At 73.1% G+C, this 26361-nt stretch carries 27 protein-coding genes; 14 read left to right on the top strand and 13 right to left on the bottom strand.

From position 1 onward, the window contains the following. Window positions 1-87 precede the first annotated feature (87 nt). Window positions 88-3591, bottom strand: coding sequence for a methionine synthase (metH, locus tag ACN261_RS23285; protein ID WP_425853639.1), 3504 nt, complete (start codon window positions 3589-3591; stop codon window positions 88-90). Window positions 3592-3862: 271 nt separating this feature from the next. Between metH and ACN261_RS23280 the strand changes: the two genes are divergently transcribed. Both ACN261_RS23280 and ACN261_RS23275 read left to right on the top strand, forming a co-directional pair. Next, window positions 3863-4732 carry a PAC2 family protein gene (locus tag ACN261_RS23280; RefSeq protein ID WP_204924493.1) on the top strand — a complete coding sequence of 290 codons (870 nt, stop codon included), beginning with the start codon at window positions 3863-3865 and terminating at the stop codon, window positions 4730-4732. Between the two features lie 138 nt (window positions 4733-4870). Next, window positions 4871-5662 (top strand): GntR family transcriptional regulator, encoded by a 792-nt coding sequence (locus tag ACN261_RS23275; RefSeq protein WP_204924494.1) that lies wholly within the window; start codon window positions 4871-4873, stop codon window positions 5660-5662. Window positions 5663-5884: 222 nt separating this feature from the next. Here ACN261_RS23275 and ACN261_RS23270 read toward each other — a convergent pair whose 3' ends face one another. After that, a complete protein-coding gene (locus ACN261_RS23270) occupies window positions 5885-6730 on the bottom strand; it encodes a LysE family transporter (RefSeq protein ID WP_425852110.1) in 846 nt (281 codons plus the stop codon). A 68-nt stretch (window positions 6731-6798) separates the two neighbouring features. Here ACN261_RS23270 and ACN261_RS23265 point away from each other — a divergent pair, with 68 nt between their 5' ends. Next, the gene (locus ACN261_RS23265) at window positions 6799-7245 is read left to right on the top strand and encodes an Lrp/AsnC family transcriptional regulator (protein WP_421481775.1); all 447 of its coding nucleotides are present in this window, start codon (window positions 6799-6801) and stop codon (window positions 7243-7245) included. A 189-nt stretch (window positions 7246-7434) separates the two neighbouring features. Here ACN261_RS23265 and mshC read toward each other — a convergent pair whose 3' ends face one another. The 6 genes from mshC to ACN261_RS23235 form a co-directional block, all read right to left on the bottom strand. Next, window positions 7435-8673: a cysteine--1-D-myo-inosityl 2-amino-2-deoxy-alpha-D-glucopyranoside ligase gene (gene mshC, locus ACN261_RS23260; protein ID WP_425852108.1), complete on the bottom strand. Its 1239-nt coding sequence runs from the start codon at window positions 8671-8673 to the stop codon at window positions 7435-7437. Between the two features lie 67 nt (window positions 8674-8740). After that, on the bottom strand, window positions 8741-9556 hold the full coding sequence (locus ACN261_RS23255; RefSeq protein ID WP_421481772.1) for an SCO1664 family protein: 816 nt from the start codon (window positions 9554-9556) through the stop codon (window positions 8741-8743). After that, window positions 9553-10131, bottom strand: a complete 579-nt coding sequence (locus ACN261_RS23250) for a DUF3090 domain-containing protein (RefSeq protein WP_357926740.1) — start codon at window positions 10129-10131, stop codon at window positions 9553-9555. Before ACN261_RS23250 ends, ACN261_RS23255 begins: the two co-directional genes overlap by 4 nt. Before the next feature lie 114 nt (window positions 10132-10245). Next, window positions 10246-10950 carry a histidine phosphatase family protein gene (locus tag ACN261_RS23245; protein ID WP_425852104.1) on the bottom strand — a complete coding sequence of 235 codons (705 nt, stop codon included), beginning with the start codon at window positions 10948-10950 and terminating at the stop codon, window positions 10246-10248. 80 nt (window positions 10951-11030) lie between these two features. Further along, window positions 11031-11867, bottom strand: coding sequence for an undecaprenyl-diphosphate phosphatase (locus tag ACN261_RS23240; protein WP_194822007.1), 837 nt, complete (start codon window positions 11865-11867; stop codon window positions 11031-11033). Further along, on the bottom strand, window positions 11864-12916 hold the full coding sequence (locus ACN261_RS23235; protein WP_421481769.1) for an LLM class F420-dependent oxidoreductase: 1053 nt from the start codon (window positions 12914-12916) through the stop codon (window positions 11864-11866). Before ACN261_RS23235 ends, ACN261_RS23240 begins: the two co-directional genes overlap by 4 nt. A 277-nt stretch (window positions 12917-13193) precedes the next feature. On the opposite strand from ACN261_RS23235, the gene ACN261_RS23230 reads away from it, so the two are divergent. From ACN261_RS23230 to ACN261_RS23205, 6 genes are all read left to right on the top strand, one after another. Next, complete coding sequence (locus tag ACN261_RS23230) at window positions 13194-14165, top strand: aldo/keto reductase (RefSeq protein WP_363654298.1); 972 nt, start codon at window positions 13194-13196, stop codon at window positions 14163-14165. Between the two features lie 334 nt (window positions 14166-14499). Further along, on the top strand, window positions 14500-14622 hold the full coding sequence (locus ACN261_RS23225) for a hypothetical protein (RefSeq protein ID WP_255470009.1): 123 nt from the start codon (window positions 14500-14502) through the stop codon (window positions 14620-14622). A 70-nt stretch (window positions 14623-14692) separates the two neighbouring features. Then, a complete protein-coding gene (locus ACN261_RS23220) occupies window positions 14693-15796 on the top strand; it encodes a ThiF family adenylyltransferase (RefSeq protein WP_425852101.1) in 1104 nt (367 codons plus the stop codon). Further along, entirely contained in the window at window positions 15793-17007 is a 1215-nt protein-coding gene (locus ACN261_RS23215) for a hypothetical protein (RefSeq protein WP_421481767.1), read from the top strand. Before ACN261_RS23220 ends, ACN261_RS23215 begins: the two co-directional genes overlap by 4 nt. After that, entirely contained in the window at window positions 17004-17573 is a 570-nt protein-coding gene (locus ACN261_RS23210) for a DUF3105 domain-containing protein (protein WP_421481766.1), read from the top strand. Before ACN261_RS23215 ends, ACN261_RS23210 begins: the two co-directional genes overlap by 4 nt. A 75-nt stretch (window positions 17574-17648) precedes the next feature. Beyond that, on the top strand, window positions 17649-17840 hold the full coding sequence (locus ACN261_RS23205; RefSeq protein ID WP_088646215.1) for a DUF5703 family protein: 192 nt from the start codon (window positions 17649-17651) through the stop codon (window positions 17838-17840). A gap of 113 nt (window positions 17841-17953) precedes the next feature. Here the strand turns inward: ACN261_RS23205 and ACN261_RS23200 are convergent, their stop codons facing one another. Further along, window positions 17954-18616: a hypothetical protein gene (locus tag ACN261_RS23200; RefSeq protein WP_302743412.1), complete on the bottom strand. Its 663-nt coding sequence runs from the start codon at window positions 18614-18616 to the stop codon at window positions 17954-17956. A gap of 47 nt (window positions 18617-18663) precedes the next feature. Next, window positions 18664-19992 (bottom strand): M20/M25/M40 family metallo-hydrolase, encoded by a 1329-nt coding sequence (locus ACN261_RS23195; protein WP_421481765.1) that lies wholly within the window; start codon window positions 19990-19992, stop codon window positions 18664-18666. Window positions 19993-20215: 223 nt separating this feature from the next. Here ACN261_RS23195 and ACN261_RS23190 point away from each other — a divergent pair, with 223 nt between their 5' ends. The 3 genes from ACN261_RS23190 to ACN261_RS23180 all read left to right on the top strand — a co-directional run bounded on the left by ACN261_RS23190 (window position 20216) and on the right by ACN261_RS23180 (window position 22176). Further along, window positions 20216-20836: a hemerythrin domain-containing protein gene (locus tag ACN261_RS23190; protein WP_421481764.1), complete on the top strand. Its 621-nt coding sequence runs from the start codon at window positions 20216-20218 to the stop codon at window positions 20834-20836. 85 nt (window positions 20837-20921) lie between these two features. Next, complete coding sequence (locus ACN261_RS23185; RefSeq protein WP_204924509.1) at window positions 20922-21920, top strand: LysR family transcriptional regulator; 999 nt, start codon at window positions 20922-20924, stop codon at window positions 21918-21920. 19 nt (window positions 21921-21939) lie between these two features. After that, window positions 21940-22176, top strand: coding sequence for a hypothetical protein (locus tag ACN261_RS23180; protein ID WP_425852098.1), 237 nt, complete (start codon window positions 21940-21942; stop codon window positions 22174-22176). A gap of 92 nt (window positions 22177-22268) precedes the next feature. Here the strand turns inward: ACN261_RS23180 and ACN261_RS23175 are convergent, their stop codons facing one another. From ACN261_RS23175 to ACN261_RS23165, 3 genes are read right to left on the bottom strand one after another with little or no spacing between them, the layout of a single operon-like run. Further along, window positions 22269-22619: a DUF3140 domain-containing protein gene (locus tag ACN261_RS23175; protein ID WP_088646221.1), complete on the bottom strand. Its 351-nt coding sequence runs from the start codon at window positions 22617-22619 to the stop codon at window positions 22269-22271. After that, entirely contained in the window at window positions 22619-22783 is a 165-nt protein-coding gene (locus ACN261_RS23170) for a hypothetical protein (RefSeq protein ID WP_421481762.1), read from the bottom strand. The genes ACN261_RS23175 and ACN261_RS23170 overlap by 1 nt, the downstream gene beginning before the upstream one ends. 47 nt (window positions 22784-22830) lie before the next feature. Further along, window positions 22831-25383 (bottom strand): ATP-dependent Clp protease ATP-binding subunit, encoded by a 2553-nt coding sequence (locus ACN261_RS23165; protein WP_421481761.1) that lies wholly within the window; start codon window positions 25381-25383, stop codon window positions 22831-22833. A 121-nt stretch (window positions 25384-25504) separates the two neighbouring features. Between ACN261_RS23165 and ACN261_RS23160 the strand changes: the two genes are divergently transcribed. Both ACN261_RS23160 and ACN261_RS23155 read left to right on the top strand, forming a co-directional pair. Continuing rightward, the gene (locus tag ACN261_RS23160; RefSeq protein ID WP_204924512.1) at window positions 25505-25882 is read left to right on the top strand and encodes a hypothetical protein; all 378 of its coding nucleotides are present in this window, start codon (window positions 25505-25507) and stop codon (window positions 25880-25882) included. A gap of 212 nt (window positions 25883-26094) precedes the next feature. Continuing rightward, window positions 26095-26355, top strand: coding sequence for a hypothetical protein (locus ACN261_RS23155; RefSeq protein WP_088646224.1), 261 nt, complete (start codon window positions 26095-26097; stop codon window positions 26353-26355). Window positions 26356-26361: the final 6 nt, after the last annotated feature.

Below are 26361 nucleotides of genomic sequence, written 5' to 3'. Positions count from 1 at the left end.
TACCCGCCGGACGATCGACAGGCACGGCCCACGACGGCCCGACAGGGCGCCGGAACGGCGTTCGCGCAGCTCAGGACGGGTACGGCGTCACTTGGCGTTGAAGTAGTTGGCCTCCGGGTGGTGCACCACGATCGCGTCGGTGGCCTGCTCCGGCACCAGCTGGAACTCCTCCGACAACTGCACGCCGATCCGCTCCGCCCCCAGCAGCTCCACCATCTTCGCCCGGTCCTCCAGGTCCGGGCAGGCCGGGTAGCCGAACGCGTACCGGCAACCCCGGTAGTCGTTGCGCAGCAGGCCGGCCAGGTCGGTCGGGTCGCCGGTGGCGACCGTGCCGCCGCCCGGCAGGGTCAGCTCGGAGCGGATACGTCGGTGCCAGTACTCGGCGAGCGCCTCGGTGAGCTGCACGGACAACCCGTGCACCTCCAGGTAGTCGCGGTACTCGTTGGCGGCGAACATCTTCGCGGTGTACTCGCTGATCGGCTGCCCGACGGTGACCAGCTGCAACGCCACCACATCCAGCCCGTCGTCCTTCGGACGGAAGAAGTCGGCCAGGCAGAGCCGCCGCTCCTGCCGCTGTCGGGGGAACGAGAACCGGGCCCGCTCGCTGTTGCCGTTCTCGTCGAGCACCACCAGGTCGTTGCCCTCGGAGTACGCCGGGAAGTAGCCGTACACCACGGCCGCCTCCAGCACCTGGTCGGCGATGAGCCGGTCCAGCCAGTACCGCAGCCGGGGCCGCCCCTCGGTCTCCACCAGTTCCTCGTACGACGGGCCCTGACCGCCCCGCGACCCGCGCAGCCCCCACTGGCCGAGGAACGTCGCCCGCTCGTCGAGCAGCGCCGCGTAGTCGGCCAGCGGCACCCCCTTGACCACCCGGGTGCCGAAGAACGGCGGGGTGGGCACCGCCACGTCGGTGGCCACGTCGGAGCGGACCGAGGAGTCGTTCAGCTCCGGCAGCGCCTCGGTGACCATGGTGCGCTGCTTCTCCCGACGGGCCCGTCGGGCCGCGAGGGCCGCCTCCCGCTCCGGGTCGATCACGGGTGCGCCGCCCCGCTTGGCGGTCATCACCCGGTCCATCAGGGCCAGCCCCTCGAAGGCGTCCCGCGCGTAGTGCACCTGGCCGGGGAACATCGCCCGCAGGTCGTCCTCGACGTACGCGCGGGTCAGCGCCGCCCCGCCCAGCAGCACCGGCCACCGCTCGGCGACCCCGCGCGACGCCATCTCGGCGAGGTTCTCCTTCATGATGACCGTGCTCTTGACCAGCAGCCCGGACATGCCGATCGCGTCGGCCCGGTGCTGCTCGGCGGCGTCGAGGATCGCGTTGATCGGCTGCTTGATGCCGATGTTGACGACCTCGTAGCCGTTGTTGGACAGGATGATGTCGACCAGGTTCTTGCCGATGTCGTGCACGTCGCCGCGCACGGTGGCCAGCACGATCCGGCCCTTGCCGCCGTCCTCGACGGCCTCCATGTGCGGTTCCAGGTAGGCCACCGCCGTCTTCATCACCTCGGCGGACTGGAGCACGAACGGCAACTGCATCTGCCCGGAGCCGAACAGCTCGCCGACGACCTTCATCCCGTCCAGCAGGATGTCGTTGATGATGGACAGCGGGGACCGGCCCTGCGCCATCGCGGCGTCCAGGTCGGCCTCCAGGCCGTTACGCTCGCCGTCGATGATCCGCCGCTTGAGCCGCTCGTCCAGCGGCAGCCCCGCCAACTCCTCGGCCCGGGTGGCCCGCGCCGAGGCGGCGTCGACGCCCTCGAACGCCTCGATGAACCGCTGCACCGGGTCGTAGCCCTCGCGCCGCCGGTCGTAGATCAGGTCGAGGGCGACCTCGCGCTGCGCCTCGGGGATCTTGGACATCGGCAGGATCTTGCTGGCGTGCACGATCGCTGAGGTCAGCCCGGCCTGCACGCACTCGTGCAGGAACACCGAGTTGAGCACCTGCCGGGCCGCCGGGTTGAGCCCGAACGAGACGTTCGAGATGCCGAGGGTGAAGTTGACCCCGGGGTAGCGGGCGGCGATCTCCCGGATCGCCTCGATCGTCTCGATGCCGTCGCGCCGGGTCTCCTCCTGGCCGGTGGCGATCGGGAAGGTCAGCGCGTCGATGAGGATGTCCGACCGGTCCATCCCCCAGCGGCCGGTCAGGTCGTCGATCAGCCGGGCCGCCACCCGGACCTTCCACTCCCGGGTACGGGCCTGCCCCTCCTCGTCGATGAGCAGCGCCACCACGGCCGCACCGTGCTCGGCGATCACCGGCATCACCCGCGCGTAGCGGGAGTCGGGGCCGTCACCGTCCTCGAAGTTGACCGAGTTGACGACGCACCGCCCGCCGAGCATCTCCAACCCGGCCTCGATCACCGCCGGCTCGGTGGAGTCCAGCATGATCGGCAGGGTGGACGCGGTGGCGAACCGGCCGGCCAGCTCCCGCATGTCCTGCGTGCCGTCCCGGCCGACGTAGTCGACGCACAGGTCCAGCAGGTGCGAGCCGTCGCGGGCCTGGCTGCGGGCCACCTCGACGCACGCCTGCCAGTCGGCGGCGAGCATCGACTCGCGGAACGCCTTGGAGCCGTTGGCGTTGGTCCGCTCCCCCACCATCAGCACCGAGGCGTCCTGGGCGAACGGCACCGGGTGGTAGATCGACGAGACGCCCGCCTCGTGCCGGGGCTCCCGGGCCGCCGGGATCGCGCCGTGCAACCGCTCGGCCAGCGCCCGGATGTGCTCCGGGGTGGTGCCGCAGCAGCCGCCGATCAGCCCGACGCCGTAGTCGGCGACGAACCGTTCCAGGGCGTCGGCCAGCTCGGCGGGGCTCAGCGGGAAGTACGCCCCGTCGGCGGTCAGCACCGGCAGGCCGGCGTTCGGCATCACCGACAGCGGGATCCGCGAGTGCTGCGACAGGTAGCGCAGGTGCTCACCCATCTCGGCCGGGCCGGTGGAGCAGTTGAGCCCGATCAGGTCCACCCCCAGCGGCTCGATGGCCGCCAGCGCCGCCCCGATCTCGCTGCCCACCAGCATGGTGCCGGTGGTCTCCACCGCCACGTGACAGATGATCGGCACCTGCTGGCCCAGTTCGGCCATCGCCCGCTTCGACCCGACCACGGCCGCCTTGACCTGGAGCAGGTCCTGGCAGGTCTCGATGATCAGCGCGTCCGACCCGCCGGCGATCAGCCCGGCCGCGTTCTCCTGGTAGGCGTCCCGCAACGTCGCGTACGGGGCGTGGCCGAGGGTGGGCAGCTTGGTGCCGGGGCCGATCGAGCCGAGCACGAACCGGGGCCGCTCCGCCGTGGCGTACGCGTCGGCCGCCTCCCGGGCGATCCGCGCGCCGGCCTCGGACAGCTCCCGGATGCGCTGCGGGATGTCGTACTCGGCGAGGTTGGCGAGGTTCGCGCCGAACGTGTTCGTCTCGACACAGTCCGCGCCGGCCGCCAGGTAGGCCTCGTGCACGCCGCGCACCACGTCGGGCCGGGTCACGTTGAGGATCTCGTTGCAGCCCTCCAGCCCCTCGAAGTCGTCGAGGCTCAGGTCGGCAGCCTGGAGCATCGTCCCCATCGCGCCGTCGGCGATGAGAATCCGGTCGGCCAGCACATCCCGCAACGAAGTCCGCACCACATCAGGTTAGTGCGGTCGATCCGGTGACTGTCGACGCCCGGGGTCGTCCCACTATGTGTCCGCCCGCTCCGCGTCCCGGTTCGTACCGGTTCGGGGGTGGGGTGGGCCGGCGTCCCGGCGCGGCCGACGGGCCACGCGCCGCGCCGGGACGTAGGCTTGCGGACGTGAAGGACATCAGGGACGCCACCGTGCACGGCGGGCGGGTGACCGGGCCGACCCCCGGCACCGTCGGCGACGAGCGGGGCGAGGTGACGGCGTGACCGAGTTCGACGGGCTGCCGGTGCTGCGGTCCCCGGTGGCGATCGCCGCCTTCGAGGGCTGGAACGACGCCGCGGACGCCTCCACCGCCGCCGTGGAACACCTGGAACAGGTCTGGCAGGCCCGCCAGATCACCGAGATCGACCCGGAGGAGTTCTACGACTTCCAGGTCAGCCGCCCGACGATCACGATGTCCGACGGTGAGACCCGCCGGGTGGAGTGGCCCACCACGAAGTTCGTGGTGGCCAGCCCCGAGGGCACCGACCGGGACGTGGTGCTGATCCGGGGCATCGAGCCGAGCATGCGCTGGCGCACGTTCTGCGAGCAGGTGCTGGAGATCTGCCACAGCCTGGAGGTCGAACGGGTGGTGCTGCTCGGCGCGTTGCTGGCCGACGTGCCGTACACCAGGCCGTTGCCGATCAGCGGCAGCGCCTCCGACGCCCAGGCCGCCCAGCGTTACCAGCTCACCCCCACCCGCTACGACGGGCCCACCGGCATCGTCGGCGTGCTCCAGGACGCCTGCACCCGGGCCGAGGTCGACGCGGTGTCGTTCTGGGTGCACGTGCCGCACTACGCCAACAACCCGCCCTGCCCCAAGGCCACCCTCGCGCTGCTGCACCGGGTCGAGGAGGTGCTCGACCTGCCGGTGCCGATGGCCGACCTGGCCGAGGAGGCCGCCGAGTGGGAGCAGCGGGTACGCGGCGCCGCCGAGCAGGACGCCGAGCTGGGTGAGTACGTGCGGGAGCTGGAGGAACGTGTCGGCGACGCGGGCATCACCCCGTTGACCGGTGACGAGATCGCCCAGGAGTTCGAGAAGTACCTGCGCCGCCGGGGCGGTTCCGCCGGCCCCACCGCCGGCTCCTGGTAGTCGTTCCCGCAGGGCCCCGGGCGTCGCGGCGTCCGGGGCCTTCGGCGTGTCCGGGTTCGGGGGTTCTGGCGTGTCCGGGGTGGCGCCGTCACCCCGTCTAGGGCATCCTAGGAACCTAGCTGTCAGGAGGAGGCGGGCGTGCAGATCAACCCGGGAGCCGCCGAGTTCCCGCACCGGCAGATCGCCGCGCAGCTCAAGGCCCAGGTGCGTCGGGGCGACTGGGGTCCTGGCGAACGGCTGCCGTCCATCCCGGCCATCGCCGAGATGTTCGGGGTGGCGAAGCAGACCGTGCAACGCGCCGTCGACCAGCTGCGGGTCGAGGGCATCCTGATCACCAAACCCGGCTCCGGTACGTACGTGCGGGGCACCCGGCGGCGGCTCAACCGGCTCTCCCGGGGCCGGTACGGCGGCTTCCGCGGTTACCACGCCGACCTCGCCGCGCGGTACCGCCAGCAGCTCGTCTCGGTCGGCCGGGCACCCGCCCCGCCCGAGGTGGCCGACGCGTTCGGGGTCGCCGACGGCACCGAACTGCTCTGCCGCCGGCACCTGGTACGCACCGACGACTCCCCGGTGGAGGTGGGCGCGTCCTGGTTCCTGCCGAAGGACACCGCCGGCACCTCGCTGGAGCGGGCCGAGGCGTTCGGCAGGCCGCTCTACCAGGAGGCCGAGGAGGCGACCGGCCGGCGGTACACCACGGCCGCCGACACCATCAGCGCCCGCCAGCCCAGCCGGGAGGAGGCCGAGACGCTCCAGATCCGCCCCGACACGCCGGTGCTGCACCTGCTGCACGTCGCCTACGACGCCCACCGCAAGCCGATCGAGGTCGCCCAGGCCACCTGGCCCGGCCCGATGACCACGCTGACCGAGGAGTACCAGGTCCCCGCCCCCGCACCGGACCCCGACCCCGATCCCGGCCTGGTCCTCGGCTGATCCCGGTCGGGCACCGCCCCCCGTCCCGGTCCGGCCCCCGTCCCGGTCCGGCCCCCGTCCCGGTCCGGCCCCCGTCCCGGTCCGGCCCCCGTCCCGGTCCGGCCCCCGTCCCGGTCCGGCCCCCGTCCCGGTCCGGCCTCCGCACAGGGGCTGGGCCGCACCGTACAACGGCGGCGGCATGGCCGGTGGGACGGCACCGGGCGCAAGGGGGTCGGCCGTGCCTCAGGTGAGCGCGGTGACCACGATGACGGTCGCTCCGAGTGCGACGACGATCAGGGAGGCGACCACTCCGAGCAGGTCGGCGACCCGTACCGGGACGGTGGCACCGAGGGCAGCGCCGATCGTGGCGAGCCCGGTCTGCCAGAGCAGGGAGGCCAGCCCGGCGGCGACGACGAACACCCCGGGCCCCGTCCAGCTGCCCGGCACGGCGTTCACCGTCCCGGCCAGGGCGAAGAAGTACACCAGGGTCAACGGGTTGACCGCGGTGAGGAGCACGAAGCGGACGTAGACCGGCCCGGCGGGCTGGGCCGGACGCTCCCCGCCGGTGCCGTCCCGCTGGGGTCCGGCGGTGCTGTCCCGCCGGGGTCCGCCGGTGCCGTCCCGCCGGGGTCCGCCGGTGCCGTCCCGCCGGGGTCCGCCGGTGCCGCCCCGCTCGGCTCCGCCGGTCCCGTCCGGCTGGGGTCCGCCGGTGCTGTCCCGCTGGGGTCCGCCGGTGCTGTCCCGCTGGGGTCCGGAGCCGGCAGGGCCGGCACCGGCGAGGCGTGCCGGGGCTCGGCGCAGGGTGACCAGTTGGTGGCAGCCCAGCCCGACGATCACCAGCCCGGACAGGTAGCGGGGAGCGTCCCCCCACGAGGCGATCACCGGCGCGAGCGCCGCCCCGGTCAGCAGCGCGCCGAGGCAGTAGAGGGTGTCGACGGTGGCGACGCCGAATGCTGCGGCCAGGCCGCTGCGGTGACCGCCCAGCATCCCCTCCCGGACGATCAGCACCCCGATCGCCCCCAGGGGCATCGCCACCCCCAGCCCGGCGGCGAACCCGGCGACCGCCAGGAACACGATTCCATCAGCCATCCGCCGAGTTTGGGTCACCCCGACGGGCACGACCGACAGATGAGTGGTGCCGGCGTACGATTATCGGTGTGGACCAACTGGACGAGCAGATTCTCGGCATCCTGCAGGAGAATGCGAGGTGTTCGTTCAGTGAGATCGGTCGACGGGTCGGCCTGAGCACGAACGCCACCGCCGCCCGGGTCCGCCGGTTGGAAGCCGACGGCGTCATCCTCGGGTACACGGTCGTCACCGGTCACGACGCGCCGCAGCTCCGGGGCGGGTTGGAGGTGTTCATCGACGTACGCCTCGACGCCGGGACCGACTACGAGACGTTCGTCGACGCCATCGCCCCGATCGAGCAGATCGTCGACGCGGTGCACATGACCGGGCCGTACGACTACCTGCTGCGGGCCCGGCTGCGGGACACCGCCGCCCTGGACGCGTTGCTGCGTCGGCTCAAGAAGAGCTGCGGCGTGGTGCAGACCCAGACCCGGGTCGCCCTACGCCAACCCACCCCACACCCCCGCCCCCGCTAACCCCCGAGCCACCACACCCCCACCACCCGCCCCCTGCGTCGATCATGGAGTTATGGGGCTCCGCACACGTCGCAAATGGGGGCTCAACCCCCACCACAACTCCATGATCGACGGGCCGGCGGGGGGGTGCCGGGCCGGCGGGGGGGGTGCCGGGCCGGCCGGGGGCGGGGCGGGTGGGTGGGGTGGGGGTTAGAGGTGGATGCCGAGGAGGGCGTCTACGGTGCTGGTGAACAGGGCGGGGGCCTGTGGGTCGTCGCCGGTGCCGGCCAGGGTCGCCTCGGCCCAGTCGTCGGCCAGGGCGAGGGCACCCGGGGTGTCCAGGTCGTCGCCGAGGCGCTCGCGTACCCCGGCCAGGAAGGCCGCGCCGGACGGCCCGGACGGCGCGGCGGCGGCCCGCCGCCAACGGTCCAGCCGCTGCTGCGCGGCGGTCAGCACGTCGTCGGTCCAGGCCCGGTCGTCCCGGTAGTGGCCGGACATCAGGCCGAGCCGGACGGCCATCGGGTCCACCCGGTCGGCGCGCAGCCGGGAGACGAAGACCAGGTTGCCCTTGGACTTCGACATCTTCTCGCCGTCCAGGCCGATCATGCCGGCGTGCACGTAGTGGTCGGCGAAGGGGGCCGTGCCGGTGAGCCGCTCGGCGTGCGCGGCGGAGCACTCGTGGTGCGGGAAGATCAGGTCGTTGCCGCCACCCTGCACGTCGAGCCGGTCGCCGAGCAGGTTCAGCGCGATCACGGTGCACTCGATGTGCCAGCCGGGCCGCCCGGGGCCCAGCTCGCCGCCCGGCCAGGACGGCTCGCCGTCGCGGGCGCCGCGCCACAGCAGCGGGTCGAGCGGGTCGCGCTTGCCGGCCCGCTGCGGGTCGCCACCGCGCTCGGGGAAGATCTCCAGCATCTGCTCCCGGGTCAGGTTCGACTCGTAGCCGAACGCCGGGGCGGCGGCGACGTCGAAGTAGACGTCGCCGGTGCCGTCGTCGAGCCGGTAGGCGGCACCGTCCTTGAGCAGTTCCTGCACCCGGTCGGCGATGTGCGGGATCGACTCCACCGCGCCCACGTAGTGCGCCGGCGGGATGATCCGCAGCGCCTCCATGTCCTCGCGGAACAGCGCCGTCTCCCGCATCGCCAGGACCTTCCAGTCCTCACCGTCGCGCTCGGCGCGTTCCAGCAGCGGATCGTCGATGTCGGTGACGTTCTGCACGTACTGCACGGTCAGGCCGGCGTCGCGCCACATCCGCTGCACCAGATCAAAGGTGATCATGGTGGCGGCGTGGCCCAGGTGGGTGGCGTCGTACGGGGTGATGCCGCAGACGTACATGGTGGCGGGGCCGGCGGGACGGCTCGGGTGGACACCGCGCCGCGCCGAGTCGTACAAGCTCAGCGGCCCGCCGTCACCCGGCAGCCGTGGCACCTCGTGTCCCGCCCAAGACTCCATGACCGCCAGCCTAACGAGCCGCCCGGCCGCCGGGAGGAACCGCCCGGGTGATCAACACGACAACGGCTCAGATCGGCGGCCACGGCATCGCCGGCCAGTCCTGCGGCGGCAGCGGGTACCGGCCGGTGTCGCGCAGCCGCCGTACCCGGGCGGCCACCTCGGCGACCTCGCCGAGGGTTAGGTGCTCGGCCAACTCCTCCCCCAGGTCGCCGGTGAGCTGGCCGTCGAGGGCGTCGAGCACCTGCACCGCGTCCGGGGGGAGCTGCCGGCCGGCCCAGCCCCACAGCACGGTCCGCAGTTTCTCCTCGACGTGGAAGCAGACCCCGTGGTCCACCCCGTAGATCCGGTCGTCCGCGCCGGCCAGCACGTGCCCGCCCTTGCGGTCGGCGTTGTTGATGACCGCGTCCAGCACGGCCAGCCGGGCCAGCCGGGGGTCGTCGGCGTGGGCCAGGGCGTACGCCGCGCCGTCGTCGTCGCGGGCGGCGGCCACCGGGAACCAGCGTGGTGGCACCGCCTCGGCCGGCACGAACCCGACCAGCGGCTCGACGTCGTCCGGTTCGTCGATCCAGAGTTGGCACGAACCGGGCCCGAGCGGCCCGTCGCGCAGCACCGTCGGCGGGACCAGGTCCCAGCCGGTGGCCCGGGAGACCAGGTAGGCCGAGACCTCCCGGCCGGCGAGGGTGCCGTCGGGGAAGTCCCAGAGCGGGCGCTCGCCGCGCACCGGCTTGTAGACGCACCGGGCGGTACGGCCGTCGAGGGTCAGCGTGGCCCGCAGGGTGGTGTTGGAGGCGTCGACGAGCCGACCCTCCAGCTCCAGTTCACCCTCGCACAGCAGCCGGAGCGCGGCGCTGGCATCCTGGCGCTGCACCTCCGACGACGTCACCGGTGGTAGCCGTTGTGCCGGGGGCAGAGGTGCCCGGCCGGGTCGAGCGGCTGGCCGCACAGCGGGCAGGGCGGACGGCCGGCGTTGACCACCCGGCGGGCCCGCTCGATGAACTCGCGGGTCGCCTCGGGGGTCAGCCGCACCCGGAGCCGGTCGAGGTCCTCGTCCGGTTCGTCATCGTCGTCGTCCTCGTCGACCTCGTCGTCGCCCAGCTCGACCTCGGCCTCCGCCTCACCGGCGGCGATCGCCTCGATCACCACGGTGGCGGAGTCCACGTCGAAGGCCAGCCCGAGGGTGCCGACCCGGAACTCCTCGTCGACCGGATTGTCCAGCGGGTCGTTGTCGCCGACGGACACCGGCGACTCCGGCAGCTCGACGCCGAAGCGGCGCTGCGCCTCGGAGAGCAGTTCCTCCAGCTTCTCGGCGAGCAGGGACACCTGCACCTTCTCCAGCGCGACGCTGACCAGCCGGCCACCCCCGCGGGCCTGGAGGAAGAACGTGCGCTCCCCGGGCGGCCCGACGGTCCCGGCGACGAACCGCTCGGGCGGCTCGAAGGCGTGCACCTGGTGGGTCATACCCACGACCCTATCCGGAGCGTGGAACGGTCGCGCAAGGCACCGACGCCGAATCAGCCGAGGGCGAAACGGTGTGGCCCGCGCCCGGCGGCCGACGTGCCCCGGAGGGCCGGCTCAGCCGGTGGTGCCCGCGCCCCCGCCGACGGCCGCGTCGGAGTCGGCCGACCGGGTCGCCCGACGCCGCCGCCTGGCCGGTGGCGGCACCAGGGAGGCCAGGTCACCGCCGGTGTCGTTGAGCCGGACCAGGAACGGCCGCAGCGGGGTGTAGCGGATCGCGGTGACCGAGGCCGGATCGGCGACGATGCGCTGGAACAGGTCGAGGTGCACGCCGAGGGCGTCGGCGACGATGGCCTTGATCACATCGCCGTGGCTGCACGCCAGCCAGACCGCCTCCGGTCCGTGGTCGGCGGTGATCCGGGCGTCCCAGGCGCGTACCGCGGCGACCGCGCGGGCCGACATCTGCGCCATCGACTCCCCGTCGGGGAAGACCGCGGCGCTGGGGTGCTGCTGCACCACCGGCCAGAGCTTCTCCTTGGCCAGCTTCTTCAGCGGCTGCCCCTCCCAGGCGCCGTAGCCGCACTCGATCAACCCGTCCTCGACCACCGGGGTGGCCTGCGGAAGCGCCAGCTGGAGGGTCTGCCGGCAGCGGATCAGCGGACTGGTCACCACCGCCGAAAGCGGCAGGCCGCGCAGCCGCTGACCGACCGCCTCCGCCTGGGCCCGCCCGGTGTCGTCCAGCTCGACCGGCTGGCGGCCGGCCAGCCCGCCGTCGGCGTTCGCGGTCGTCCGGCCGTGTCGCAGAAGCAGAAGGGTCGCCACGCCACCACCCTAGGGGCAGCCGGACCGCAGCCGGCCCCCGACACCTCGGGTGGTGTCGGGGGCCGGCGGCCGGCGTACGGTCAGGTGGCGCTGATCGTGCCGGTGAGCAGCAACGCCAGCACCAGGGTGCCGAGCGCCACCCGGTAGAGCACGAAGACGTACAGGGTGTGGTGTGCCACGTAGCGCAGCAGCCAGGCGATGGCCGCGTAGCCGATGCCGAACGCGATGATCGTGGCGACCACCATCTGCGCCACCGAGGGCACCGAGGTGCCCGGGGCGGCCGGCTCGAAGACGTCCCCGACGCTGAAGATGCCGGACATCACCACCGCCGGGATGGCCAGCAGGAACGAGTACCGGGCGGCGGCCTCCCGGGTCAGGTTGAGCAGCAGGCCGGCGGTGAGCGTGCCGCCGGAGCGGGACACCCCGGGGACCAGCGCCATCGCCTGGGCGAAGCCCATCACGATGCCGTCGCGCATCCGGAAGTTCACCAGGGTGCGGGTCTGCCGCCCCCAGTACTCGGCGAAGGCCAGCACGAAGGCGAACACGATGAGGGTGGTGGAGACCACCCACAGGTTGCGCCCGGCGGTGCGGATCTGGTCCTTGAACAGGAAACCGAACAGCCCGATCGGGATCGAGCCGACGATCACGTACCAGCCCATCCGGTAGTCGAGGCTGGAGCGCACCGAGCGGTCCCGCAACCCCACCAGCCAGGTACGGGTGATCCGCCAGATGTCCTTGGCGAAGTAGATGAGCACGGCCGCCTCGGTGCCCAGCTGGGTGACCGCGGTGAAGGACGCGCCCGCGTCCCGGTCGAAGAAGATCGCCGAGGTGATCCGCAGATGCCCCGACGAACTCACCGGAAGGAACTCGGTGAGCCCCTGGACGATGCCCAGGACGATGGCCTCGACCCAGGTCACTCGCCGACTCCCGAGAGGTCGAGGGCCTCGGCGACGGTCCGCAGGGTCTGCACGCCGCTGTCCCGGTCGGCCACGAACAGGGTGACCGACAGGGTGGTCACCCCGGCGGCCGCGTACTCCCGCATCCGCTCGGCGATGCGTTCCTTGGGGCCGAGCAGCGAGGTGCGGTCGATGAACTCCATCGGCACCGCGGCGGCGGCGTCGCGCTGCCGCTTGGCGAGGTAGAGGTCCTGCACCTCGCGGGCGGCGTCGGCGTAGCCCATCCGGGTGGCGAGCTGGTTGTAGAAGTTCTGCTGCCGGCTGCCCATGCCGCCGACGTAGAGGGCGGCGTACCAGCGGACCAGCTCGGCGCAGGTGGCGATGTCGTCACCGACCACCACCGGCACCGAGGGCACCACGTCGAACCCGGCCAGTTCCTTGCCGGCCCTCGCCCTGCCGGCACTGACGGAGGCGAGCTGCTCGTCGGCGAACTCGGGGGCGTAGAACACGGCGAGCCAGCCGTCGGCGATCTCGCCGGCCAGCTCCAGGTTCTTCGGGCCGACGGCGGCCAGGTAGATGGGGATGTGCTCGCGCGGCGGGTGGAAGCCCAGCCGCAGCGCCTTGCCGGGGCCGTCGGGCAGCGGCAGGGTGTAGTGCTCGCCGGCGTAGGCGACCTCCTTGCGGGCCACCGCCAACTTGACGATGTCGACGTACTCGCGGGTGCGGGCGAGCGGCTTGGCGAACCGGACGCCGTGCCAGCCCTCGGAGACCTGCGGGCCGGAGACGCCCAGGCCGAGCCGGAACCGGCCGCCGGAGAGCGCGTCGATGGTGGCAGCGGTCATCGCGGTCATCGCCGGGGTACGGGCGGGGATCTGCATCACCGCGCTGCCCACGTCGATCCGTTCGGTCTGCCCGGCCATCCAGGCGAGCATGCTCGGGGAGTCCGAGCCGTACGCCTCCGCCGCCCACACCACCGAGTAGCCGAGGCGGTCCGCCTCCTGGGCAAGCGCCAGGTGGTCCGCCGGCGTACTCCACGCCGTCTGATATCCGAGGCTGAGCCCGAGTCGCACTGATCCTCCCCATCCCGCACCACAGGTCGCATCAGGTTACGCAATGGCCCGGGGCCGGCCGCCCACCGGCTCGCCACCGGGGGCCGTCCGTCCGGACGCCGGGCGGGGTGGGTGGTCGGGCCGCGCCCGAGCGGGTGGACAGCCAGCGACCGGACCGGCGCATCCGGTGCACGCCGTGGCGTCGCGGGCGCCGGTGACGGTCGGATCGGCGACGCGACAGGCAGAGATGCCGGGAGCGAGGATATCGGTTGCGCCGCGTTCGAAATAAGGTTCACCCATGCAACAGCGACCGCTCGGCCGAAGCGGGCTGGCGGTTTCCCGGCTCGCGCTCGGCACCATGACCTGGGGCCGGGACACCGACGCCGACGACGCGGCGGCCCAGCTGAAGAGTTTCCTGGACGCGGGCGGCAACCTGGTCGACACCGCCGACGTGTTCGCCGACGGCGACGCCGAGTCGGTGCTCGGGTCACTGCTGGGCACCCTGGTCCCCCGCGAGGACGTGCTGATCGCCACGAAGGCGGGGCTGCGGCCGGGCAGCGGCCGGCGGCGGGACGGCTCACGCGGGCACCTGCTGCGGACGTTGGACGCCTCGCTGCGCCGGCTCGGCACCGACCACGTCGACCTGTGGCAGGTGCACGGCTACGACCCGGACACCCCGCTGGAGGAGACGTTGGCCGCGCTGGACCACGCGGTCGCCTCGGGCCGGGTCCGCTACGTCGGGGTGTCGAACTTCTCCGGCTGGCAGACCGCCCGCGCCGCCGCCTGGCAGGCCGCCTGGCCGGGGCGGGCCCCGGTGGTCGCCACCCAGGTGGAGTACTCGTTGCTGGAGCGGGGGGTGGAGCGGGAGGTGCTGCCGGCCTGCGCCGCGTTGGGCCTGGGTGTGCTGCCCTGGTCGCCGCTGGGGCGGGGGGTGCTGACCGGCAAGTACCGCAACGGCCGCCCGGCGGACTCGCGGGCCGCCTCGGCCCACTTCGAGGCGTTCGTCGCCACCTACCTGGAGCCGCGCTGCTCCAGCATCGTCGAGGCGGTGAGCATCGCCGCCGGCGGGTTGGGCGTGTCGCCGCTGGAGGTGGCGCTGGCCTGGATCAGGGACCGGCCGGGGGTGACCGCGCCGGTGCTGGGCGCCCGCACGGTGGGGCAGCTGCTCGGCGCGTTGCAGGTGGAACGGATGACCCTGCCGGAGGAGATCACCACGGCGCTGGACGACGTGTCCGCCGTGCCGGTCGGCTACCCGGAGCGCGAGGGCTGATCCCGCCGCCGGCGCACAAGGTGGCGGACCGGACCAAAAGCACACCGGTGCGTGTCAATTCCACCGATCGTCCTTTACCAACTGCCACTCCCCCATAATTGGTTCAGGCCGCTTGCGTTGTTCCGTCCGAATAGGTGGCTTAGAACCCCCTGGTGTTGTTGGCCCGGGTTTCGGCGTCCGCTTTTCGGTGGGCCTGTCCGGAAAGAGATTCGGCCCGGCGAAAACCGTCTGATCCGGCCGCCGCAAACATTGTGGCGGACCAATGACGGTGCTCTAATGATTGCGGCGCGAGCGACCCCCGCCGCGCCGTTTCTCCCATTTCGTTGGAGGACCCGTGGACCGTAAGACCGACGTCAAGCGCAAGCCCGCCAAGGTCGTCGTGCGCAAGCTCGAGCGGCTCGAGACCACCGTCGCCATCATCAGCGAGCCGGGCTGCCGCAACGACGTCTGCGGCTGACCCACCCCGTTTCGGCCGGGGCGCGGCGTGCCGCGCCCCGGCCGGCCATTCTCCAGGAGGTCTTCGCCCGATGCAGCGGCCCCGGATCAAGGGCATCCACAAGCCGGTACGGCTCCAACCGACCCTGATCAACATCGGTGGTAGGCAGCTGGGGATCGGCGCGGAGATCGACGACGAGGACGGCAGCCTCTGGGAGCTGCTGCGCCTGATGGACGGCACCCGCACCCGGGCGGAGATCGTCGCCGCGCTGCTCGCCGTACGCCCGGAGATGGCCGCGCAGGACGCGACCGACGCGATGCAGACGATCATCGACGCCGGGTACGTCGAGGACGCCGCCGCGCCGCCCCCGCCCGAGCTGAGCCCCGCCGAGGTCGACCGGTACGACCGGGCGTTGACGTACCACGCGTGGGTGGACCTGACCCCGCGCACCTCCCGCTACGAGGTGCAGGCCCGGCTCAAGGCGGGCCGGGTCGTCGTGCTGGGGCTCGGCGGCTCCGGGTCGGCGGTGGCCGCCTCCCTGGTGGCCGCCGGGGTCGGCACGGTGCACTGCGTCGACTTCGACGTGGTCGAGGCGGGCAACCTGACCCGGCAACTGCTCTACACCGAGGACGACATCGGCACCGCCAAGGTGGACGCCGCGGTGGCCCGGCTACGCCGGATGAACTCCCACGTCACGGTCACCGGCGAGGAGGCCCGGGTCGACTCGACGGCGGACGTGGCGGCGTTGATGCGCGACCGCGACCTGCTGGTGCTCTGCGCCGACCAGCCCCGGCACGCCATCCGGGAGTGGACCAACCGGGCCTCCCTGGCCACCGGCACGGCCTGGATGCTCGCCCAGTACGCCGGCCCGATGGCGGTGATCGGCCTGTTCGTGCCCGGTCAGACCTGCTGCGAGGCGTGCCTGCCGAGCGTCACCGACCGGCTGCGCGAGGAGTACGGCAGCGAGCCGGAGGAGCTGTTCGGATTCACCGGGCACGCGGTGATCGCCCCCACCGCCAACCTCACCGGGCACCTGGCCGCCCTCGACGTCGTCTACCACCTCGCCGGCATCCCGACGACCACCCGGGGCCGGATGTTCCACCTGAGCCTGACCGACCTGACCTACCACTACGTGGTGGAGCCCCGGCCCGGCGTGAAGTGCGACACCTGCGGCTGGTTCCAGGAGGAACGGTGACCGTGCTCGGGTTGGACAGCCGCCCCGCGGTGGCGCACCTGGTGGTCCGCCAGGAGGAGGACGACGAGTACGTAGTCGGCGACCTGGCCAGCGGAAACTTCGTGGTGGTGCCCGAGGTGGGGGCGCGGCTGGTCGCGTTGTTCGCGGCCGGCCGCAGCGTCGCCGAGGCCGCCGACGAGGTGGAACGTGAGACCGGTGAACCGGTCGACGCGCTGGACTTCGTCGAGGTGCTCGTCGAGGCGGGCATCATCCGGCCACAGTCCGACACCGGGCCACCGCCGGTGCAGGCCCGCCCCTGGTCGGTGTCCCGCATCCCGGCCCGGCTGGTCCGGCCGCTGTTCGGCCGGGTGGCCTGGACGGTGTACGTCGGCGCGCTGGTCGCCACGCTGGCGATGTTCGTCGCCGAACCGTCCCTGCTGCCGACCTACGAGGACACCTTCATCTTCCCGGACGTGGTGCTCAGCCTGCTGATCACCAACGTCACGGTGGCCCTGCTCACGGTGGTGCACGAGGCGTGGCACGCGTTCGCCGGGGCGGCCGTCGGCGTCCGGTCGCAGCTGCGGCTGGAACGCCGGGGGATCTTCCCGGTGCTGGAGACCGACCTGACCGGGCTCTGGGCGCTGCCGCCGGAACGCCGCTACGGCCCCTTCCTCGCCGGCATGGCCATCGACGGGATCCTGCTGTTCGCCGCCGTCGCACCACGTTTCGCCTGGTCACGGGGCTGGTTGGAGCTGCCGCCGGAAATGGTGCGGTTCCTCGCCATGGTGGTGTTCAGCCAGGCCGTCAAGCTGGCCTTCCAGACGCTGGCCTACCTGCGTACCGACATGTACCTGGTGATGGCCACGGCGACCGGCTGCCGCAACCTGCACGAGGTGACCCGGCTCAGCCTCAAGAAATGGGTTCGCCGGCTGACCCCGGCCGAACGTGCCGTGCTGCGTGACGCGCACGCCCGGGATCTGCGGGTGTCCCGCTGGTACCGATTGTTGTATGTCGCCGGGGTCATCTGGATGGTCTGGTTCGCCATCCATTTTCTGCTACCGGGGGCGAAAGTGACCCTGGGGTGGGCCGCGGGAGTGCTGACCGGCGCACCGTTCGGCAGTGCCTACTGGTGGGAGGGAATTGCGCTGGCCGCATTTGCCTCGCTCAACATCCTGCTTCCACTCGGGGTGATCGTCCGTAATCGTTACCGCGCCGGAAGGTTGGCCACGTGAACCGCAGATGGCTCGGCCCGGTGGTCAGTGTGGTGGTCACCGTGCTCAGTGTGGCGACCATGTCAAGCCTCGGGGTGGGGGTGCTGGTCAACCTGCTCGGCGGGGACACCGCGCTGCCCTGCGACCGGCTGCCCGGCACGGCGCAACCGTTCGAGGGCGACCGGCACATCGCGTACGAGGGGGCGCCGCACGAGCCGTACCGGACGGTGCCGCCCACGTCGGGCCCGCACTCCCCCCGGGTCGTCGTGCCCGGCGTCTACCGCGACGCGGTGCCCGAGGAACTCCAGGTGCACGCCCTGGAACACGGGCACGTGCTGGTGCAGTACGCCCCGGACGTGCCGCCTGGCGACGTCGAGAAGCTGGAGCGGATCGGCCGCCGCCATCCCCGGGACGTGGTGGTGGCCCCCTATCCGGCGCTGGGCCACGGCATCGGGTTGACCGCCTGGCAGCGGCTGGACCGGTTGGACTCCCTCGACGAGCGGGCGGTCGAGGAGTTCGTCGAACGGCTCGCCGGCCGCTACGACCACTCCTGGCAGCACGGGGCGACCGACTGCGCGGCGGTCTGACCGGCGGTGCCGGGGTGGCGCGGCGCACCGGCCAAAGGGTGGCGCGGGGCCGTCGGGCTGGGCAGCATAGGTGCCATGGACTACGAATACGCGCCGCTGCGGTTGCCGCCGAACGTCGACAGGTTGACCGCCGCGGCGCAGCTGGCGATCCAGGCGGAGTTCTCCGGGTGGGAGTTGGCCCGGGTGCAGCTGTTCCGGGACGGCACCCGCAAGGTGGTGCTGCGCCGCCGCCGGGTCAACCAACCCCAACCGGGCCTGTCCTACTGACCCCAGGCGGCGGCACCGGCCGTCGCCCGGGGAGTGCCCCGGGTGGTCCGGGGCCGCCGGCCGGCCCGCACCGGGCGACCCCGGTGGTGCCGCCGGGCGACCCCGGCCGCCGCCTAGTGCTGGTGCCCGGCGTGGTCGTGGTCGTCCTCGTCGAGGAACGGATGCTCGTCGAGCCGGCCCACCAGCCGGTCGTCGGCGGCCGGGGTGAACGGGCCCACCGGGTCGTCGTCGTCGAACGACTCCAGATCGACCGGGGTGCCGACCTCGCTGACCATCACCACCCCGTCCAGCGGCTCCAGCTCCGGCACGTCCAGGGCGGACAGCGAACCGTCGCCGCTCTGCAACAGCTCCAGCACCGCCTCGCCGACCCCCTCGACCGGCGCCGGTTCGTCGTCCTCGGGGGTGCCCTCGCGGCGGGCCACCTCGGCGACCCGCAGCAGCGCCGAGACGCTGGGCACCCGGTAGTCGCGGCGCTGGCGCACCGAGATGACCTGCGGGTGCGGGTCGGTGGCCGCGGCGTCCCCGGCCGCCCCGCCGAACCGCTCGTCGGCCTCGTCCGGGTCGATCGACTCGACGTCCCAGGGCGTGACCTCGCCGAACGCGTCGAGCAGCTGCTCGTCGTAGGCGAAGGAGGCGTTGTTCAACGCCACGTACGCCTGCCACACGTCGTCGTCGTCGATCCGACCCTGCGCGGCCCGCACGGCCGTCAGGTGGGCGCGGGCCGCGTCGATCACGCGTTCCAGGGCGGCGTCCAGCTCACCGTGCTGGTCGGTCATGAGGCTGTCCCTTCGAGACATGGGGGGAGGTGCGGCACCGGGTCCGGTCAGCAGTTGCGGAGGAACCGGTCGAGCACCCGCACGCCGAACTGTAGTCCGTCCACCGGTACCCGCTCGTCGATGCCGTGGAACAACGCCGAGAAGTTGAGATCCGCCGGCAGCCGCAGCGGGGCGAAACCGAAGCACCGCATGCCGAGCTGCGCGAACGCCTTGGCGTCGGTGCCGCCGGAGAGCATGTACGGCACCGGGCGGGCACCCGGGTCCTCGGCCCGCAACGCCGCCGACATGGCGTCGACCAGGTCGCCGTCGAAGGTCGTCTCCAGGGCGGGCTGGCGCTGGATGTACTCGATCTCGATGTCCGGGCCGACCAGCTCACGTAGCTGCCGTTCCAGCAGCTCGGACTGGCCGGGCAGGCTGCGGCAGTCGATGGTGGCGGTGGCCCGGCCGGGGATGACGTTGTCCTTGTAGCCGGCGGCCAGCCGGGTCGGGTTGGCGGTGCTGCGGACGGTCGCGCCGATGATGTTGGCGATCGGGCCGAGCTTGGCGATGGCGGTCTCCGGGTCGTCCGGGTCCAGCTCGACGCCGAGCACGTCGGACAGCTCGGTCAGGAACGCCCGGACGGTCGGGGTGACGGTGAGGGGGAACCGGTGCCGCCCGATCCGGGCCACCGCCTCCGCCAGCGCGGTGACCGCGTTGTCGTCGTGGACGAACGAGCCGTGCCCGGGGCGGCCCTTGGCGTGCAGCCGCACCCAGTCCAGCCCCTTCTCGGCCGTCTCGATCAGGTAGAGCCGCTGGGCGTCGCTGATCGAGTAGGAGAAGCCACCGACCTCGCCGACCGCCTCGGTGCAGCCGTCGAAGAGGTCCCGGTGCTGCTGGACGAGGAAGTGCGCGCCGTAGTCGCTGCCCGCCTCCTCGTCGGCGGTGTAGGCCAGCACGATGTCGCGGGGCGGGCGGACGCCGGTGCGCTGCCAGTGCCGTACCACCGCCAGCACCATCGCGTCGAAGTCCTTCATGTCGATCGCGCCCCGGCCCCACAGGTAGCCGTCGCGGACCTCCCCGGAGAACGGGTGCACCGACCACTCGTCGGCGTCGGCGGGCACCACGTCCAGGTGGCCGTGCACGAGCAGGGCGTCGCGGCCGGGGTCGGTGCCGGGGATGCGGGCGATCAGGTTGGCCCGGCCCGGCGCGGACTCGTGGATCTCGGCGGTCACGCCGACCTCGGCGAGCTTCTCCGCGACGTACTCGGCGGCCCGGCGCTCGCCCGCGCTGGTGTCGTTGTCGCCGGTGTTGGTGGTGTCGATGCGCAGCAGGTCACGGCAGAGGTCGACGACCTCGGCGGTGGGGTCGGGCGCGGCGGAGGCGGCATCGCTCGTCATCGCCTCTTTCTACCAGTCGCCGGCCCGGCCGCGAACGGCCCGGCCGCCCCGGCGGCGACCACCCGGTGCCGCCCGGCGGCGGGGTGCCGGCCGACCGGGCCGTGGGCGGCGCGAACGCCGTCCCGGTTTGCCGATCACCGGGTACGGGTACCGGCGCTGACGTCCCCGTTCCGCCCGTCGCACCGGCCGGCGACCCGCGCCGGCCCCCGCCGAGGAGGACGTCATGTCCGCCGTTCCCCTGCCGCCGCTGCCGCCGTCCGCCGACGACGCCTACCGTCCGGGTGGGCGGAGCATGGCCGACCTCGCCGACACCGAACACCGGCAGCTGCTCGCCCTGGTCGACGAGGTCACCGACGCCACGGTGGCGCCCGACCGGCGGCGCGAGGTGCTCCAGGTGCTCACCGCCATGGTGTCGCGGCACCTGTCGGCCGAGGAGCAGTACCTGCTGCCCACGGTCCGCGCGGCGCTGCCCGACGCCACCGCCCGGGTGGAGCGGGAGATCGCGGCGGACGCGGCGCTGCTGACCGCGCTGAAGGCCCTCGGCGGGCCGGACGACCCGACGCTCGCCGACGTCGCCGCCCAGGTCCGTCGGCACGTCACCGCGGTGGCCGAGCTGGTCACCCCGCTGCGCGAGGTGGCCTCCGACGCGGAGCTGATCCGACTGGGCAACCGGTGGGAGATCGCCGAGGAGGCGGCGCCGACCCGGCCGCATCCGGGCACCCCGGCCACCCCGCCGTGGAACCGGATCGTCGAACCGGCCGTCGGCGTGGTGGACAAGCTGCGCGACGCGGTGACCGGTCGGCGTACCCAGTTGGCCGACCTGAACCGCCGCCCGCGACAGTGATCGACCGACCCCGATCCGTCAGGTTCACCGGCCCGGTTCGGTCCGGGGCCTTCCGTCTATCGACGTGTGGCCATACCGTCACCATATGAATCTGGAGCTGCGTCACCTCCGGGTGGTCTGCGCTATCGCCGAGACGGGCAGCGTGACGAAGGCCGCGTCCACCCTCGGCCTGGCCCAGCCGGCCCTGACCGCCCAGCTTCAGCGCATCGAGCGGGCGCTGGGCGGTCCGCTGTTCGAACGCGACAGGCGGGGTGCCCGGCCGACCGCGCTGGGTGAGTTGGTGCTGTCCCGGGCCCGGGTGCTGCTGCCGGCGATGAAGGGCCTGCAGGACGAGGCGGCCCGGCTGGCGGGGGCCGACGACGCCCTCGGCCGGTACCGGTTCGGCGGGGTGAACAGCCCGATCCTGGGCCGGCTGGTGCACCGGCTCGCCGCCGAGCAGCCGCACGCGCAGATCACCACGTACGCGTCGTGGTCGGCCGACGAGCTGGCCGCGCTGGTCGCCGGTGGCCGGCTGGACTTCGCGCTGACCGGCGTGTGCGGCGACGCCACCCCGCCGGCGGAGTTCGGGCTGGCCTGGCGGGAGGTGGCCGTCGATCCGGTGCTGGTGCTGCTGCCGTCCGCCCACCCGTTGGCCGACCGCGACGAGGTCGGCCTGGCCGACCTGCGCCACGAGCAGTGGGTGGCCGCCCCGGGCGACGGCTGCTTCGGCGACTGCTTCGCCGCCGCCTGCGCCCGCGCCGGGTTCACCCCCCGCAAGGTGTACGAGACCGACGTGCGCGGCTGCATGGATCTGGTCGACGCCGGCGAGGCGGTGGCGTTGTGCCAGGCCACCTTCCGCCCGGTCGCCGGCCTGGTGACCCGGCGGCTGGCCGGCACCCCGTTGCGCTGGCGGCTGCTGCTCGGCTGGCACCCGGAATCCCCGGCGGCCCGGGTCGCCGAGGCGGTGCTGGACGACGCGGTCGCCGCGTACTCCGACTCGCTGGCCGCGCACCCGGACTACCTGGCCTGGTTGCTGCGGCATCCCGAGTTCGGGGCCCGGGACACCGGCACGGCCCGCCCGGCCCCACGGGTGCGAACGGCGTGACGGCGGGTATCAGCCCTGCATGACCGATCTCTATCCGGCCGCCGACCAGCGGGAGCTGCTGCGTCGGGCGGCCGCCGCGCACACCGCCGCCGCCCGCGACGTCGAGGCGTTCCTGCGCCGGCTGCCCGAGGTGCCCGACCCGGCCGACATCACCGAGTACGCGACGCTGCTCACCCGGGAGGAGCAGACCCGCACCGAGCGGCAGGACGCGGCCGACGCCGCCGGCCTGCGGCTGCCCAGCCTGGAGTCCGAGTAGCCGCACCGACGCGCCGGGCACCCGGGACGGACGTCCCGGGTGCCCGGCACCGTGTCGGTCCGGTTCGGGTCGGTCCCGGTCCGGTCGACGGGTCAGCGTTCGACGAGGACGTCGTGGCCCAGGTCGAGCAGGGCGTGCCGCCACTCGTCGTCGGCGTTGCCGTCGCCGGGCTTCTCGTCCACCAGCGACCGGATCCGGTCGATCGCCGCCCGCATCACCGCGACGTCGGCCGGGGTGAGGTCGACCTTGCGTTTGCGCAGCACCGCCAGGATCTGCCGGCCGGGTTCGGGCAGGTCGAGGTCGGGGTCGGGGCCGAACGCCTCCTCGCCCGACCCCCGGGTCAGCAGCCACTGCCGCAGCTGTTCGGAGGGGACGTTCACCTCGGCGTGGAAGTCCTCCCAGATCAGCTCGACCTCGGGATCGAGTCGCTGTTCGCGTGCCATCACGCCTCCTCTTCCGGTGGCCCGGTTGGTGCCGGGTCCCCGTCGTCGGTCCACTGCCCCGGGCCCTCCGGCGGCACCTGCACCCGGGCCGGGTTCGCCGTCGGGGGCGCGAGGATGGGTGCGGTCCGCTCGGCGTATTCCTCGGTCTCCTCGGGTTCGGTCATCGCGGCCCTCCGGTCATCGCGGCTCTCCGGTCATCGCGGCCCTCCGGTCATCGGGGATGCGAGGTGGTGGCCGGGGCGTAGTCGCGGTCGCCGGCGGACACGTCGAAGGTGAGCTGTCCGTCCCGCGCGTCGACGGTGACCTTCTGCCCCGGGGAGAGCTGGTTCTCCAGCAGCATCCGGGACAGCCGGTTGTCCACCTCCCGCTGGATCACCCGGCGCAGTGGCCGGGCCCCGAACTCCGGCTGGTAGCCGTGTTCGGCCAGCCAGTCGGTGCCGGCCGGGGTGACGTCGACCTGGATGTCCTGGGCGTGCAGCCGGCGGCGGGTCTCCTCCAGCAGCAGCCCGGTGATCTGGCGTAGCTGCTCGGCCTCCAGCCGCTGGAAGATGATCGTCTCGTCGATCCGGTTGAGGAACTCCGGGCGGAAGTTCTCCTGGAGCCGGCGCATCAGCCGCTCCCGCAGTTCGTCGGCCTCCTGCCGGTCGCCCTGCGCGCCGACCCCGAACCCGACCGTGCGCTGGGCCCCGGTGATCAGTTCCGAGCCCAGGTTGCTCGTCATGATCAGCACGGTGTTCTTGAAGTTGACAGTGCGGCCCTGGCTGTCGGTGAGCCGGCCGTCGTCGAGCACCTGCAGCAGGATGTTGAACACGTCCGGGTGGGCCTTCTCGATCTCGTCGAGCAGCACCACCGCGTACGGGCGGCGGCGGACCGCCTCGGTGAGCTGGCCGGCCTCCTCGTAGCCGACGTAGCCGGGGGGCGCGCCGACCAGCCGGGCCACGGTGTGCCGTTCCTGGAACTCGCTCATGTCCACCCGCACCATCCGGTCGGCCTCGCCGAACAGCGCCTCGGCCAGGGCGCGGGCCAGTTCGGTCTTGCCGACGCCGGTCGGGCCGAGGAACAGGAAGCTGCCCATCGGCCGGTTCGGGTCGGCCAGCCCGGTACGGGAGCGGCGGACCGCCTCGGCGATGGCGTTGACCGCGTCGTCCTGGCCGATCACCTTCTGGTGCAGGTGGCCCTCCAGGCGCAGCAGCCGGTCGCGTTCCTCCTCGGTGAGCTGACTGATCGGGATGCCGGTGGACCGGGAGACCACCTCGGCGATCTCGGTGGTGCCGACCGAGGGCACCTGGGTGTCCCCGCCGTCGCCCCGGGCCCGCCCGATCTGCGCCTCCAGCTCGGCGAGCCGGTCGCGCAGCGCGGACGCCTTCTCGTACTGCTCGTCGGCGACCGCCTGTTCCTTGTCCCGGCGGACGTCCTCCAGTTGCTGTTCCAGTTCCCGCACGTCGGAGGCGGGGGTCCGGGTGCGCAGCCGGACCCGCGCGCCGGCCTGGTCGATCAGGTCGATCGCCTTGTCCGGCAGGAACCGGTCGGTGACGTACCGGTCGGACAGTTCGGCGGCGGCGACCAACGCCTCGTCGGTGAACCGGACCTGGTGGTGGGCCTCGTAGCGGTCCCGCAGGCCGCGCAGGATGGCCACGGTGTCCTCGACGTCGGGCTCGGGCACCAGCACCGGCTGGAACCGGCGGGCCAGGGCGGCGTCCTTCTCGATGCTGCGCCGGTACTCGTCCAGCGTGGTCGCCCCGATCACCCGCAACTCGCCCCGCGCCAGGGCCGGCTTGAGCATGTTGGACGCGTCCATGCCGCCCTCGCTGCCGGCGCCGCCCGCGCCGACCAGGGTATGGATCTCGTCCAGGAAGATGATCAGCTCGTCCCGGTGGGCCCGGATCTCGTCGATCACCTTCTTGAGCCGCTCCTCGAAGTCGCCCCGGTAACGGGTGCCGGCGACCAGGCCGGCCAGGTCGAGTTGGACGACCCGCTTGCCGAGCAGCGTCTGCGGCACGTCACCGTCGCAGATCCGCTCGGCAAGGCCCTCCACGATGGCGGTCTTGCCGACGCCGGCCTCGCCGATGAGCACCGGGTTGTTCTTGGTCCGCCGGGACAGGATCTCGACCGCCTGCTCGATCTCGTCGGCGCGGCCGATCACCGGGTCGATCTGGTCGTTGCGGGCCAGGTCGGTGAGGTCCTGGCCGTACTGGTCGAGGGTGGGCGTACCCCGGTCCGGTTTCGGCCCGGCCGTCGCCCCGCGTTCGGCCCCCGCCGCCTGCAACGACTCGGGCTGGATCCGGCCGGCGGCGAGCATCCGACCGGCGGGCGACTCGGGGTTGAGCGGCAACGCCATCAGGATGTGCTCGGGGCCGATGTAGTTCGCCCCCATCGCCCGGGAGAGCTGGTGGGCGTCGAGCAACGCCCGTTTCGCCGCCGGGGTGAGGGAGAGGTTCGGCGGCACCTCGCCGCGCGGGGCGCCGTCGGCGCGGCCACCGAGCGCGTTGACCAGGGTGTCCGGGTCGGCGCCGGCGCGGCGTACCAGGTCGCGCAGCGGCTCGCGCTGCAACGCCGCCCAGAGCAGGTGGTCGGTGTCCAGGTCGGTGCTGTGTTTCTGGGCGGCCCGTCGGGCGGCGTCGGCCAGCATCTCCCGGGCGTCGGCGGTCATCAGCCGGGTGATGTCGACCCGATGGGCCGGCCGGCGTCCGCCCTCACCCCGACCGAAGTACCGGGCCAGGAACTCGTCCCACGGGTCGGAGCCGAAGTCACCGGGTCCCATCATGTCTGTCCTCCGCTCCTCGGGCGCGGCCGGGCCGCCGGGGGCGACACGCAGGCGCGACACGATCGCCGGTGGCTACCCGACGGTCGCCCCGACAAACGCCGGCAGGTGGCAGGGTGGGGGCATGGACACCCATCCGCTGCTGATCGTCGACGGTGCGAACGTGGTCGGCTCCCGGCCGGACGGCTGGTGGCACGACCGGGCCGGTGCGGCGGCCCGGCTGCGCGACCGGCTGGTCCCGGTGGCCGACACGGGCGTGCCCCCGGAGCTGCCGGCGCCCGTCGAGGTGGTGCTGGTGGTGGAGGGCGCGGCCCGCGACGTGCCGGGCGTGGCCGGGGTACGCACCGTCGCGGCCCCCGGTTCGGGCGACGACACCATCGTCGACCTGGTCCGCGAGTCGGCGGACCGGCGGCGGCTGGTGGTCACCGCCGACCGGGAGCTGCGCGGCCGGGTGGGCGAGCTGGGTGCCGAGGTGTACGGTCCGCGCTGGTTGCCCTCCTGACCTCCGTCCGCCGCGCAGACGGGTGGCGCGGCACCCCGCCGGGGCGGTCCCGTCGACAGGATTCGGTGTCCCGCTGTCGGGACCGGGTCGGCGGCTTCCCGCACGTCAGGGCGGTAACCGGACGACGGGGCGGCAACACCGCCAGGGCGGATGTTCTCTCCCCGTCGGGTATACGTTGTAATGGAGATCTCCCCGCCCCCAGGAGGTCACCCGTGGCGAGCGTCGCCGAGCTGAAGGCCGCGATCGACATCGCCCTCCAACAGATCGGTGACGGGCAGAGCGCCGTCCAGGCCGCCGGGGAGAAACTCGCCGAGGCGCAGCAGACCCTCGCCGGGGCGCTGGAGGGCAGCGGGCACGAGACCGTCGAGGCCGCCCAGGCCTCCCTCACCCAGGCCGGCCAGGAGCTGGAGGAATGTCTCGCCGCGACGCTCGTCGCGGTGGAACAGGCGCAGCTCTACGTGTCGTCGCTGTAGCGGAGC

The sequence above is a fragment of the Micromonospora sp. WMMD723 genome (assembly GCF_049863385.1).
Taxonomy (GTDB): domain Bacteria; phylum Actinomycetota; class Actinomycetes; order Mycobacteriales; family Micromonosporaceae; genus Micromonospora; species Micromonospora wenchangensis.
Note: the sequence above shows the minus strand (reverse complement) of the source record. Positions and strands in the feature narration are given on the sequence as shown.

Excerpts from the sequence above, each read along its gene's own strand:
- ACN261_RS23270 (WP_425852110.1), bottom strand. The coding sequence starts at position 6,730 with ATGGCTGATGGAATCGTGTTCCTGGCGGTCGCCGGGTTCGCCGCCGGG.
- mshC (WP_425852108.1), bottom strand. The coding sequence starts at position 8,673 with ATGGAGTCTTGGGCGGGACACGAGGTGCCACGGCTGCCGGGTGACGGC.
- ACN261_RS23250 (WP_357926740.1), bottom strand. The coding sequence starts at position 10,131 with ATGACCCACCAGGTGCACGCCTTCGAGCCGCCCGAGCGGTTCGTCGCC.
- ACN261_RS23230 (WP_363654298.1), top strand. The coding sequence starts at position 13,194 with ATGCAACAGCGACCGCTCGGCCGAAGCGGGCTGGCGGTTTCCCGGCTC.
- ACN261_RS23220 (WP_425852101.1), top strand. The coding sequence starts at position 14,693 with ATGCAGCGGCCCCGGATCAAGGGCATCCACAAGCCGGTACGGCTCCAA.
- ACN261_RS23205 (WP_088646215.1), top strand. The coding sequence starts at position 17,649 with ATGGACTACGAATACGCGCCGCTGCGGTTGCCGCCGAACGTCGACAGG.
- ACN261_RS23200 (WP_302743412.1), bottom strand. The coding sequence starts at position 18,616 with ATGACCGACCAGCACGGTGAGCTGGACGCCGCCCTGGAACGCGTGATC.
- ACN261_RS23195 (WP_421481765.1), bottom strand. The coding sequence starts at position 19,992 with ATGACGAGCGATGCCGCCTCCGCCGCGCCCGACCCCACCGCCGAGGTC.
- ACN261_RS23190 (WP_421481764.1), top strand. The coding sequence starts at position 20,216 with ATGTCCGCCGTTCCCCTGCCGCCGCTGCCGCCGTCCGCCGACGACGCC.
- ACN261_RS23185 (WP_204924509.1), top strand. The coding sequence starts at position 20,922 with ATGAATCTGGAGCTGCGTCACCTCCGGGTGGTCTGCGCTATCGCCGAG.
- ACN261_RS23180 (WP_425852098.1), top strand. The coding sequence starts at position 21,940 with ATGACCGATCTCTATCCGGCCGCCGACCAGCGGGAGCTGCTGCGTCGG.
- ACN261_RS23175 (WP_088646221.1), bottom strand. The coding sequence starts at position 22,619 with ATGGCACGCGAACAGCGACTCGATCCCGAGGTCGAGCTGATCTGGGAG.
- ACN261_RS23170 (WP_421481762.1), bottom strand. The coding sequence starts at position 22,783 with ATGACCGAACCCGAGGAGACCGAGGAATACGCCGAGCGGACCGCACCC.
- ACN261_RS23165 (WP_421481761.1), bottom strand. The coding sequence starts at position 25,383 with ATGATGGGACCCGGTGACTTCGGCTCCGACCCGTGGGACGAGTTCCTG.
- ACN261_RS23160 (WP_204924512.1), top strand. The coding sequence starts at position 25,505 with ATGGACACCCATCCGCTGCTGATCGTCGACGGTGCGAACGTGGTCGGC.